This window comes from Micromonospora sp. NPDC007220 (genome assembly GCF_040634035.1).
Lineage (GTDB): Bacteria > Actinomycetota > Actinomycetes > Mycobacteriales > Micromonosporaceae > Micromonospora > Micromonospora reichwaldensis.
The window spans coordinates 89,893-101,255 of sequence record NZ_JBEYEU010000010.1 but is presented as its reverse complement, the minus strand read 5'-3'; the positions used below and the strand labels follow the sequence as shown (position 1 = coordinate 101,255).

At 74.1% G+C, this 11,363-nt stretch carries 8 protein-coding genes; 7 read left to right on the top strand and 1 reads right to left on the bottom strand.

The window, feature by feature from the left end:
- Positions 1-94: 94 nt before the first annotated feature.
- The 7 genes from ABZ573_RS19445 to ABZ573_RS19415 all read left to right on the top strand — a co-directional run bounded on the left by ABZ573_RS19445 (position 95) and on the right by ABZ573_RS19415 (position 9,812).
- Complete coding sequence (locus tag ABZ573_RS19445) at positions 95-1,231, top strand: CoA transferase (RefSeq protein ID WP_151452732.1); 1,137 nt, start codon at positions 95-97, stop codon at positions 1,229-1,231.
- Between the two features lie 424 nt (positions 1,232-1,655).
- A complete protein-coding gene (gene kdpF, locus ABZ573_RS19440) occupies positions 1,656-1,745 on the top strand; it encodes a K(+)-transporting ATPase subunit F (protein WP_151452733.1) in 90 nt (29 codons plus the stop codon).
- A complete protein-coding gene (gene kdpA, locus ABZ573_RS19435; RefSeq protein WP_327028168.1) occupies positions 1,745-3,400 on the top strand; it encodes a potassium-transporting ATPase subunit KdpA in 1,656 nt (551 codons plus the stop codon). Before kdpF ends, kdpA begins: the two co-directional genes overlap by 1 nt.
- Positions 3,401-3,420: 20 nt before the next feature.
- A complete protein-coding gene (gene kdpB, locus ABZ573_RS19430; protein ID WP_358119595.1) occupies positions 3,421-5,607 on the top strand; it encodes a potassium-transporting ATPase subunit KdpB in 2,187 nt (728 codons plus the stop codon).
- The gene (locus ABZ573_RS19425; protein WP_327028170.1) at positions 5,607-6,488 is read left to right on the top strand and encodes a potassium-transporting ATPase subunit C; all 882 of its coding nucleotides are present in this window, start codon (positions 5,607-5,609) and stop codon (positions 6,486-6,488) included. The genes kdpB and ABZ573_RS19425 overlap by 1 nt, the downstream gene beginning before the upstream one ends.
- Before the next feature lie 91 nt (positions 6,489-6,579).
- On the top strand, positions 6,580-9,132 hold the full coding sequence (locus ABZ573_RS19420; protein WP_327028171.1) for a DUF4118 domain-containing protein: 2,553 nt from the start codon (positions 6,580-6,582) through the stop codon (positions 9,130-9,132).
- Positions 9,129-9,812 (top strand): response regulator, encoded by a 684-nt coding sequence (locus ABZ573_RS19415; RefSeq protein WP_151452738.1) that lies wholly within the window; start codon positions 9,129-9,131, stop codon positions 9,810-9,812. Before ABZ573_RS19420 ends, ABZ573_RS19415 begins: the two co-directional genes overlap by 4 nt.
- Positions 9,813-9,899: 87 nt before the next feature.
- On the opposite strand, the gene ABZ573_RS19410 is transcribed toward ABZ573_RS19415, so the two are convergent.
- Positions 9,900-11,243, bottom strand: a complete 1,344-nt coding sequence (locus ABZ573_RS19410) for a glycosyl hydrolase family 18 protein (RefSeq protein ID WP_327028172.1) — start codon at positions 11,241-11,243, stop codon at positions 9,900-9,902.
- Between the last annotated feature and the right edge of the window lie 120 nt (positions 11,244-11,363).

Sequence of the window (11,363 nt, the reverse complement as noted above, 5' to 3'; positions counted from 1 at the left end):
CTGTGCCATCGTGGTCCTGCCATCGCCACGCGCCCCCGGCAGGTGCCACGACGCCGCCGCGCCGGCCGTGGCGTCGACGGGAGGGGGAGCGGCGATGGGGGAGCAAGGGTCCGGGCCGCTCAGCGGCATCCTCGTGGCCGACTTCTCCCGGATCCTCGCCGGACCGTACGCGACCATGCTCCTCGCCGACCTCGGCGCCGAGGTGGTCAAGGTCGAGGGGCCCGGCGGGGACGACACCCGGACCTGGCTGCCGCCCGTGCGGGAGGGCACCTCCACCTACTACCTCGGTGTCAACCGCAACAAGCGGTCCATCGCCCTCGACCTCGCCGACCCCGACGACCTGGCCGTCGCCCGGGAACTGGCCCGCCGCGCCGACGTCATGATCCAGAACTTCCGGCCCGGCGGACTGCGGCGCTTCGGCCTCGACTACGACAGCGTCGCCGCCGTCAACGAGCGGATCGTCTACGCCTCGATCAGCGGGTTCGGCGCCGGTGCCGGCGCCAACCTGCCCGGCTACGACCTCGTGGTCCAGGCCGCGTCCGGCCTGATGAGCCTCACCGGCGAGCCGGACGGCCCGCCCTACAAGGCCGGGGTCGCCGTGTTCGACGTGATCGCGGGCCTGCACGCTGCCGTCGGCATCCTCGCCGCCCTGCACCAACGCGACCGCTGCGGCACCGGCCAGCACGTCGAGGTGGACCTGCTCTCCTCCGCGCTGTCCGGCCTGGTCAACCAGACCAGCGGCCACGTCGCCGGCGGCGCGACGCCGTTCCGGATGGGCAACGGGCACCCGAGCCTGTTCCCGTACGAACCGCTGCCCACCGCCGACGGCGACCTCGTCGTCATCGCCGGCAACGACGGCCAGTTCCGCAAGCTGTGCCAGGTCCTCGGCCTGCCCGAACTGCCCGACGACCCCCGGTTCGGGCGCAACCAGGACCGCACGGTCAACCGGGAGGCACTGCGGCCCCTCCTGGTCGCGCGACTGGTCCTGCGCAGCCGCGACGAGTGGTTCCGGGACCTGCGCGCGGCGGGCGTGCCGTGCGCCCCGATCAACACGGTCGCCGGGGGCGTCGACCTGGCGCGGGAACTCGGGCTGGACCCGGTCGTCACCACCGGCGGCGTGCCCGGCATCCGCCACCCGATCGGCCTGAGCGCCACCCCGGCGCGCTACGACCTGCCGCCGCCGGGCCTCGACGAGCACGGCGACGAGATCCGGAACTGGCTGGCCGGCTGACGCCCGCCCGAGTGACCCACGCCTGCACGCCCGGCTGACGCCCGCCCGAGTGACCCACGCCTGCACGCCTGGCTGACGTCCGCCCGCCTGGCTGACGCCCGTCCCCGTCCGGCCGGTTGTCGGACCTCGCCCGGCTGCCGCGTCCCGTCCGCGTGCTCCGGCGGAGGGGGCGCCGGTGAGCGGCGTCACCGCCGCAACCCGGCCGCGTGAAGAGCGCGTCAAGAAACGCGCCGCCGCCGTCATGATCGCGTGATGACCCCTGTCCCTCGCGCGGGCACGGAGTTTCGATTGCCCGGCACGGCCGGAAGGCGGTCGTGACGAGCGGTTCCGGCAGAGGAGTCAGTGTGTCCGACGTGGTGTTCGTCCTGGTGACGGTGGGGCTGTTCGCCGCACTCGCCCTCGTGGTGAGGGGCGTGGAGAAGCTGTGAACGTCGTCGATGCCGTCGGCCTGGTGCTGGCGCTGGGACTGGGTGTGTTCATGGTGGTCGCGCTGCTGTTCCCGGAGCGCTTCTGATGTCCGCCACGACAGCCGGCGCCCTCTTCGTCCTGTCCCTGGTGGCGGCCCTGGTCGTCGTCCACCGCCCGTTCGGTGACCACCTGCACCGGGTGGTCGCCGGAACCCGGCACTCGCGCGTCGAGCGGGGGATCTACCGCCTGGTCGGGGTCGACCCGGCCGCCGGGCAGACCTGGGGCGTGTACGCCCGCGCCGTACTGGCCTTCTCCGCCGTGTCGATCCTGTTCCTGTACGCGTTCCAGCGCTGGCAGGACCACCTGTGGCTGTCGCTCGGCCTCGACCCGGTCGTCGCCCACGGCGCCTGGAACACCGCCGTGTCGTTCGTGACCAACACGAACTGGCAGTGGTACTCGGGCGAGTCGACGATGGGCCACCTGGTGCAGATGGCCGGCCTGGCGGTGCAGAACTTCGTCTCCGCCGCCGTCGGCATCGCCGTGGCGGTGGCCCTGGTCCGCGGCTTCGCCCGCAGCCGCACCGGTGAGCTGGGCAACTTCTGGGTCGACCTGACCCGGATCACGCTGCGGGTCCTGCTGCCCGTCGCGGTCCTCGGCGCGCTGGTGCTGATGGCCGGCGGGGTGGTGCAGAACCTCTCCGGCGGCACCGAGGTCGCCACCCTGACCGGCGGGACCCAGACGGTCACCGGCGGGCCCGTGGCCAGCCAGGAAGTGATCAAGGAACTCGGCACCAACGGCGGCGGCTTCTACAACGCCAACAGCGCGCACCCCTTCGAGAACCCGAGCCCCTGGACGAACTGGATCGAGATCTTCCTGATCCTGCTGATCCCGTTCAGCCTGCCGCGCGTGTTCGGCCGGATGGTCGGCCAGACCCGGCAGGGCCACGCGATCGTCGCGGTCATGGCCGTCCTCGCGCTCGCGAGCGTCGCGCTGACAAACGTCTTCGAGCTCGCGGCGGGCGGCACCGTCCCGCAGGCCGTCGGCGCCGCCATGGAGGGCAAGGAGGTGCGCTTCGACGTGTCGAACTCGGCCACCTTCGCCGCCGCGACGACGCTGACGTCGACCGGGGCGGTGAACTCGTTCCACGACTCGTACACCGCGCTGGGCGGCATGATGACGCTGGGCAACATGATGCTCGGCGAGGTCGCGCCGGGCGGCGTCGGCGCCGGCCTCTACGGGATGCTGGTGCTCGCCGTGATCACGGTGTTCGTGGCCGGGCTGATGGTCGGCCGCAGCCCCGAGTACGTGGGCAAGCGGATCGGCTCCCGCGAGATCCGCTTCGCCTCGCTGTACTTCCTGGTCACCCCCGCCCTCGTGCTGATCGGCACGGCCACCGCCTTCGCCACCGGCAACCACGCGACCGCGCTGAACGTCGGCCCGCACGCCCTCACCGAGGTGCTGTACGCGTTCACCTCCGCCAGCAACAACAACGGCTCGGCCTTCGCCGGCATCACCGTGAGCACGCCCTGGTGGAACACCGCGCTGGGCCTGTGCATGCTGCTCGGCCGGTTCCTGCCGATCATCTTCGTGCTCGCCCTGGCCGGGTCGCTGGCCCGCCAGCGACCCGTACCCGCCTCCGAGGGCACCCTGCCGACCCACCGGCCCCTGTTCGTCGCGATGGTCGCCGGCGTCACGGTGATCCTCGTGGCGCTGACCTTCCTGCCCGCGCTCGCCCTCGGCCCGCTGGCCGAAGGGCTGTGACCCCGATGAGGAAAGAGACCATGACCGTCGACACGCGGGCACCCGAGGCCCGGGCCGACGCGGGCACCCCCGCCGTACGCGGTGGCCGGGGCGGCGGCCTGCTGGACGCGCGGCAGCTGCTGCGGTCGCTGCCCGACGCGCTGCGCAAGCTCGACCCCCGCACCCTGTGGCGCAACCCCGTGATGCTGATCGTCGAGATCGGCGCGGCCTGCACCACCGTGCTCGCGCTGGTCGACCCGTCGGCGTTCGCGTTCGCCGTCGCGGCCTGGCTGTGGCTGACCGTGCTCTTCGCCAACCTCGCCGAGGCCGTGGCCGAGGGGCGCGGCAAGGCACAGGCCGCCAGCCTGCGCCACGCCAGGAAGGACACCGTGGCCACCCGCCTGCGCGACTGGACGCCGGGCGCCGCGGCCGGCACCTACCGCGACGAGGCGGTGCCCGCGCCGGAACTCGCGCAGGGCGACGTCGTCCTGGTGGCGGCCGGGGAGCTGATCCCGGGCGACGGCGACGTGGTGGAGGGCATCGCCAGCGTCGACGAGTCGGCCATCACCGGCGAGTCCGCCCCGGTGATCAGGGAGTCCGGTGGCGACCGCAGCGCAGTCACCGGCGGCACCCGGGTGCTCTCCGACCGGATCGTCGTACGGATCACCCAGCGGCCGGGAGAGAGCTTCGTCGACCGGATGATCGCGCTGGTCGAGGGCGCCAACCGGCAGAAGACGCCGAACGAGATCGCGCTGAACGTCCTGCTCGCCGCGCTCACCGTCGTCTTCCTGCTGGTGGTGGCGACCCTCCAGCCGCTTGGCGTCTTCGCCAAGGGCCACCAGGCGGCGGCGCCCGACAACGGCGCGATCACCGACGCCGGCGTGACGGGCGTGGTGCTGGTGTCGCTGCTGGTCTGCCTCATCCCCACCACCATCGGCGCGCTGCTGTCGGCCATCGGCATCGCCGGCATGGACCGCCTGGTCCAGCGCAACGTCCTGGCCATGAGCGGCCGGGCCGTGGAGGCGGCCGGCGACGTCGACACCCTCCTGCTGGACAAGACCGGCACCATCACCCTCGGCAACCGGCAGGCCGCCGGGTTCCTGCCCGTCGACGGCGTCGACGCGAGTTTCGTCGCCGACGCGGCGCAGCTGGCCAGCCTCGCCGACGAGACCCCCGAGGGCCGCTCGGTGGTCGTCCTGGCCAAGCAGGAGTTCGGGCTGCGCGAGCGCGAGCCCGGTCTGCTCCCGCACGCCACGTTCGTGCCGTTCACCGCGCAGACCCGGATGAGCGGCGTCGACCTCGACCCCGACGGGAGCGCGCTCCGGCCGGCCCGGCGGATCCGCAAGGGCGCCGCCTCCGCCGTCACCGGGTGGGTCCGCGAGCACGGCGGCGAACCCGCCGGGCAGCTCGGGCGGATCGTCGACGAGATCAGCGGCGCGGGCGGCACCCCGCTGGTGGTCGCCGAGCACGTCGACGGCGAGCCGGCCTGGGCCCTGGGGGTGATCCACCTCAAGGACGTGGTCAAGGCCGGCATGCGGGAGCGCTTCGACGAGATGCGCCGGATGGGCATCCGCACCGTGATGGTCACCGGCGACAACCCGCGTACGGCCGCGGCGATCGCCGCCGAGGCGGGCGTCGACGACTTCCTCGCCGAGGCCACCCCCGAGGACAAGCTCGCCCTGATCCGGCGGGAGCAGCAGGGCGGCCGGCTGGTCGCGATGACCGGCGACGGCACCAACGACGCCCCCGCCCTCGCCCAGGCCGACGTCGGCGTCGCGATGAACACCGGCACGTCGGCCGCGAAGGAGGCCGGCAACATGGTCGACCTGGACTCCGACCCGACCAAGCTGATCGAGATCGTGGAGATCGGCAAGCAACTGCTGATCACCCGGGGCGCGCTGACCACCTTCTCGATCGCCAACGACGTGGCGAAGTACTTCGCGATCGTCCCCGCCATGTTCGCCGGCATCCACCCGGGCCTCGACGCGTTGAACGTCATGCGGCTGGCCAGTCCCGAGTCGGCCATCCTCGCCGCCGTCGTCTTCAACGCCGTGGTCATCGTCGCCCTGATCCCGCTGGCCCTGCGCGGTGTGCGCTACCGGCCGGCGTCGGCCTCGCGGCTGCTGCGCCGCAACCTGCTGGTCTACGGCCTCGGCGGCATCGTCGTGCCGTTCGTCGGCATCAAGCTCGTCGACCTGCTCCTGCAATTCCTCCCGGGGGTCTCCTGATGCGTCTGCCCACCTGGCTCTCCGCACACGTGGCCGCGCTGCGCGCGCTGCTGGTCTTCACGGTGCTGCTCGGCCTGGCCTACCCGCTCGCCCTGGTCGGCGCCGGTCGGCTGCCCGGCCTGCGCGACAGGACGGACGGGTCCCTGCTCGCCGCCGACGGCCGGCCGGTCGGCAGCGCCCTGATCGGCCAGGCGTTCACCGATGCCGACGGTGCGCCCGTGCCCCGGTACTTCCAGTCCCGGCCGTCGGCCGCCGGCGACGGCTACGACCCGACGGCCACCGCGGCGTCCAACCTCGGCCCGGAGAGCGTGGTCGACACGCTCGCCGTGGACCCGCGCGCGTCGAGCCGGAGCCTGCTCAGCCAGGTCTGCGCCCGCAGTCGCGCCGTCGGCGAACTCGACGGCGTCGACGGCCGGCGTCCCTACTGCACCCCCGACGGCGTGGGGGCGGTGCTGGCGGTGTTCCGCGCCGACGGGCTGACCGGCACCGTCACCCGGGTCGTCAGCGTCAACCAGAGCGCGCCGGCCACCCCGTTCCTCGCCGCGTACGAGGGGGTGGCCGTGGAGCTGGCCCGGCCCGGCGAGGACCTCGTGGCCGCCGGCGCTCTGATCGTGCCGGTGCGGGGCGACGCGCCACAGACCCCCGCCGTGCCCGCCGACGCGGTCACCGCCAGCGGCAGCGGCCTCGACCCGCACATCAGTCCGGCGTACGCCGACATCCAGGTGGCCCGGGTGGCCCGTGAGCGGGGCGCGGACTCGGCGGCGGTCCGGCGCCTCGTCGCCGCGCACACCCGGGGCCGGGTGCTCGGGTTCATGGGCGCCCCCGCCGTCGACGTGCTCGCCCTCAACCTCGCCCTCGACGAGGCGCTGCCCGTCGCGTGAGGGCCGGCGTGGGGTGGGGCCGGGCGTCCCGCCCCACCCGTGGTCCGTGGTCCGACGACCGGCCGTGCCGGTGATCAGGGAGGATGGCTGCGTGCCCAGGGGAGAACTGCGCATCTACCTCGGGGCCGCGCCCGGCGTCGGCAAGACGTACGCGATGCTGGAGGAGGCCCGGCGGCGCGCCGAGCGCGGCACCGACGTGGTGGTCGGCCTGGTCGAGACCCACGGTCGCGCCCAGACCGCCGCGATGGTCGGCGACCTGGAGGTGCTGCCGCGTCGGGTGGTGACCTACCGCGGCGCCGCGTTCACCGAGATGGACCTCGACGCGGTGCTGGCCCGGCGGCCCGAGGTCGCCGTGGTCGACGAACTGGCCCACACCAACGTGCCCGGCTCGCGTCACGAGAAGCGCTGGCAGGACGTGCGGGAGCTGCTCGACGCCGGCATCACCGTCCTGTCGACCGTCAACGTCCAGCACCTCGAATCGGTCAACGACGTCGTCGCGCGCATCACCGGCACCACCCAGCGCGAGACGGTGCCCGACGCGGTGGTCCGCGCCGCCGAACAGGTCGAGCTGGTCGACATGACCCCGGAGGCGCTGCGCCGCCGGATGGCGCACGGCAACATCTACCGGCCGGACCGGATCGACGCGGCCCTGGGCAACTACTTCCGCGTCGGCAACCTCACGGCCCTGCGCGAGCTGGCCCTGCTGTGGCTGGCCGACAAGGTCGACGAGCAGCTCGGCGCCTACCGCGCCCAGCAGGGCATCTCCGAGACCTGGGAGGCCCGCGAGCGGGTGGTGGTGGCGCTCACGGGCGGACCGGAGGGTGCGCCGCTCATCCGCCGCGCCGCGCGGGTCGCGGCCCGCAGCAAGGGCGCGGACCTGCTGGCCGTACACGTCGCCCGCAGCGACGGGCTGGCCGGCGCCGATCCGGCGCAGCTCGCCCGGCAGCGCGTGCTGGTGGAGAGCCTCGGCGGCACGTACCACCAGGTGCTCGGCGCCGACATCCCGGCGGCGCTGCTCGACTTCGCCCGGGGCGTGAACGCCACCCAGCTGGTGCTCGGCGCGAGCCGGCGCGGCCGGTTCGCGCAGCTCTTCTCCCGTGGCGTGGGGGTGACCACCACGGCGCTGTCCGGGCCGATCGACGTGCACCTGGTCACCCACCCGGAGATGGGCCGGGGGCGGCGCGGCGCGGGCGTGCCGGCCGCGCTGTCGCGGCGGCGCCGGCTGCTCGGCCTCGGCCTTGCCGGGCTCGGCATGCCGCTGCTGACGGTGCTGCTGCGGGCCCTGCCGGACCTCAGCCTCACCAACGACATCCTGCTCTTCCTCACCGGCGTCGTCGGGGTCGCGCTCGTCGGCGGGCTGTGGCCGGCGCTGGTCGCCGCGCTGGGCGGTTCCCTGCTGCTCAACTGGTTCTTCACGCCCCCGTTCCGCACGCTGACCATCGCCGAGGCCGACAACCTGCTCGCCCTGGGCGTCTTCGTCGCCGTCGCCGTCGCCGTCAGCGGGGTCGTCGACGTCGCGGCGCGGCGCACCAGGGAGGCGGCGCGCGCCTCCGCCGACGCGCAGACGCTGGCCACGGTGGCCGGTGGCGTCCTGCGCGGCGAGCGGCCGCTGCCGGCGCTGCTGGACCGGCTGCGCGAGACGTTCGGGCTGCGCGCGGTCAGCGTCCTCGAACTCGTCGCCGACGCCGGGGGACGGCCCGGGCACGCCAGCGAGGACGGGGCGTGGCGGATCGTGGCCAGCGTCGGCGAGGACCCGGCGGGCAACCCGGGCGCGGGCGAGACGGCCGTGCCGGTGGACGACGGGCTCACCGTGGTGCTTTCCGGCCGGCGGCTGGAGGCGGCGGACCGGCGCGTCGTGGAGGCGTTCGCCGCGCAGGCAGCGGTCGCGCTGCGGCAGGAACGCCTCGCCGAGGAGGCGGCCAGCGCCCGGCCGCTCGCCGAGGCCGACCGGATGCGTACGGCGCTGCTCGCCGCGGTCAGCCACGACCTGCGTACGCCGCTGGCCTCGGCGAAGGCCGCGGTGAGCAGCCTGCGCAGCCACGACATCGAGTTCGACGCGGACGACCGGGACGAGCTGCTGGCCACCGCCGACGAGTCCCTGGACCGGCTCGGGCGGCTCGTGGCGAACCTGCTGGACATGAGCCGCCTGCAGGCCGGTGCCCTCGGCGTGACCCGCGTGCCGATCGGGCTGGAGGACGCGGTGCCGAGGGCCCTGGACGAGCTGGGTCCGCAGGCCGCCGACGTCGGCACCGACATCCCCGCCGACCTGCCCGCCGCCGTCGCCGACCCGGGGCTGCTGGAGCGGGTGCTGGTCAACATCGTCGCCAACGCCCTGCGGCACAGCCCGCCCGGGCGGCCCCCGGCCATCACCGCCAGCGCCCACGCCGGCCAGGTGGAGCTGCGCGTCATCGATGTCGGTCCCGGCATCCCGCAGGACCAGTGGGAGCACGTCTTCCTGCCGTTCCAGCGCCTGGGCGACCGGGACAACGCCACCGGCGTCGGCCTCGGCCTGGCCCTCTCCCGCGGCCTCGCCGAGGCGATGGGTGGCAGCATCACTCCCGAGACCACCCCCGGGGGCGGCCTCACCATGGTGCTGCGGTTGCCCGCCGCCACCTCGAGCGCCGCGGAGGGGCAGCAGGAATGACCCGCATCCTGGTCGTCGACGACGAGCCGCAGATCGTCCGTGCCCTGCGGATCAACCTGCGGGTCCGGGGCTACGAGGTGCAGGCCGTCGCGACCGGCACGGCCGCGCTCAAGGCAGCCGCCAGCGACCCGCCCGACCTGGTGGTGCTCGACCTCGGCCTGCCCGACATCGACGGGGTGGAGGTCATCCGGGGCCTGCGGGGCTGGACGCACGTCCCGATCATCGTGCTCTCCGGCCGCGCCGGCAGCCAGGACAAGGTCGCGGCCCTGGACGCCGGCGCCGACGACTACGTCACCAAGCCCTTCGGCATCGACGAACTCCTCGCCCGGATCCGCGCCGTGACCCGGCGACTGCACGTCAGCGCCGACGCGACCACCGCCACGCTGCGCGTCGGCCGGCACACCGTCGACCTCGCCGCCCGTACGGTCACCCGGGACGACGGCGCCGACGTCCGGCTCACCCCAACCCAGTGGGGGGTGCTCGAACAGCTGCTGCGTCACCCGGGCAAGCTCGTCAGCCAGCGCCAGCTCCTGCACGACGTCTGGGGTCCCGAGTACCAGAACGAGACCAACTACCTGCGCCAGTACATGGCCCAGCTGCGCCGCAAGCTGGAGGACGACCCGGCCCGCCCGCGCCACCTCATCACCGAGCCCGGCATGGGCTACCGGTTCCGGCCCTGAACGCGACGGAGGCGCCGCGCGTTCCGGGGCGCCGACCGCCGGCCGCGGGGGTGCGGCCGGCGGTTGACGCGCGGGGTGCGCGGCGGCTCAGCGGCCCTGGAGGGTCCGCACGTTGTCGCCGAAGGTCCAGCCCTTCGACCCGTCCCAGTTCAGCGACCAGGTCATCAGGCCCTTCAGGCCACCCCGGTAGGTGTTCCACGCCTGGGCCACCGTCGCCGGGGCCATGTGGCCGCCCCCGGCGCCGGGCTGCGCCGGCAGTCCGGGGACCTGCTTGTCGTACGGGACCCGGATGGTGGTGCCCTGCACGACCAGCCCGGCGTTGAGGCAGTCGGTCTGGGCGGTGAAGCCCTGCACGGTCCCGGCCGGGTAGGAGTCGCCGGAGCAGCCGTACATGCTGCCGTTGTAGTACTGCATGTTCAGCCACCAGAGCCGGCCGTTGTCGGCGTACCGCTTGATGATCGGCAGGTACGCGCCCCAGATGGAGCCGTAGGTGACGCTGCCGCCGGTGACGTACGCGGTCTCCGGCGCCATGGTGAGGCCGAAGCCGGCGGGCATCCGCGCCAGCACCCCGTCGATGATGCGGATCAGGTTCGCCTGCGACGGGGAGAGCTGGGAGATGTTCCCGCTGCCGGTGAGCCCGGTCTCGATGTCGATGTCGATGCCGTCGAAGTTGTACCGCTGGAGGATCGGTACGACGGTCGCGACGAACCGGTCGGCGACGGCGGCCGAGCTGAGGTCGATTCCGGCGGTCGCGCCACCGATCGACAGGAGGATGGTCAGGCCGGCCGCCTTGGCGCGGCACATCTCGGCGGGAGTGGGCACCTTGACGGTGGCGTCCATGCCGTCCTCCCAGAGCACGGTGCCGTCGGCGCGGATGACGGGGAACGCCGCGTTGATCACGTTGTACCCGTGCGCGGGGATCCGGGCGTCGGTGATCGGGATCCAGCCCAGCGGCGGGTGGACGCCGTTGGCCGCGCCGTCCCAGTTCTCCCAGTAGCCCTGGAGCACCTTGCCGGCCGGCTTCGGCTTGCCGGCGCAGGTGCCCGGGCCGGGCGGGGTCGGCGTCGCGGTGGGCGTCGGCGTCGGGGTGGGGGAGGGCCCCGACGTGGCGGTCGGGGTGGGGGAGGGTGTGCCGCCGCCGGCGCAGGCGCCGAGGTCGGTCCAGAGTGAGGGCGTCGCGGCGGGGTTCCAGCCGGCGCCCGGCGGGGGCGTGTGCGTCACCAGCGCCTGGTAGGAGCGCCCCGCATAGCTGACCCGGCTGCCGGCGGCGTACGTGGTCCCCTCGGCCCAGGCCGGCGCGGTGCAGGCCGCGGCGGCGACGTCGGGGGCGGTCTTCGCGGCGGCGCGGCCGTGCACGGCGGGCATGGCCGCCAGGGTGGCGGTGAGCGCCGCGCCGGCCAGCAGGGCGGGCATCGTACGTCGAAGTCGCATGGCATTCCTCCTCGTCGATGGCGGGAGGCTATCAATTAACTTTGTTTAATGTAAACGGTGGGCGGGGGTGGCGTGCCGGCGAGGCCGTAGCGGGGCGGCCGACGCCTGCCGGAGGAGGCC

What these genes read in the sequence shown, in the direction of transcription:
- kdpB (WP_358119595.1), top strand. Translation starts at nt 3,421, where the DNA reads ATGACCGTCGACACGCGGGCACCCGAGGCCCGGGCCGACGCGGGCACC.
- ABZ573_RS19445 (WP_151452732.1), top strand. Translation starts at nt 95, where the DNA reads ATGGGGGAGCAAGGGTCCGGGCCGCTCAGCGGCATCCTCGTGGCCGAC.
- kdpA (WP_327028168.1), top strand. Translation starts at nt 1,745, where the DNA reads ATGTCCGCCACGACAGCCGGCGCCCTCTTCGTCCTGTCCCTGGTGGCG.
- ABZ573_RS19410 (WP_327028172.1), bottom strand. Translation starts at nt 11,243, where the DNA reads ATGCGACTTCGACGTACGATGCCCGCCCTGCTGGCCGGCGCGGCGCTC.
- ABZ573_RS19425 (WP_327028170.1), top strand. Translation starts at nt 5,607, where the DNA reads ATGCGTCTGCCCACCTGGCTCTCCGCACACGTGGCCGCGCTGCGCGCG.
- ABZ573_RS19415 (WP_151452738.1), top strand. Translation starts at nt 9,129, where the DNA reads ATGACCCGCATCCTGGTCGTCGACGACGAGCCGCAGATCGTCCGTGCC.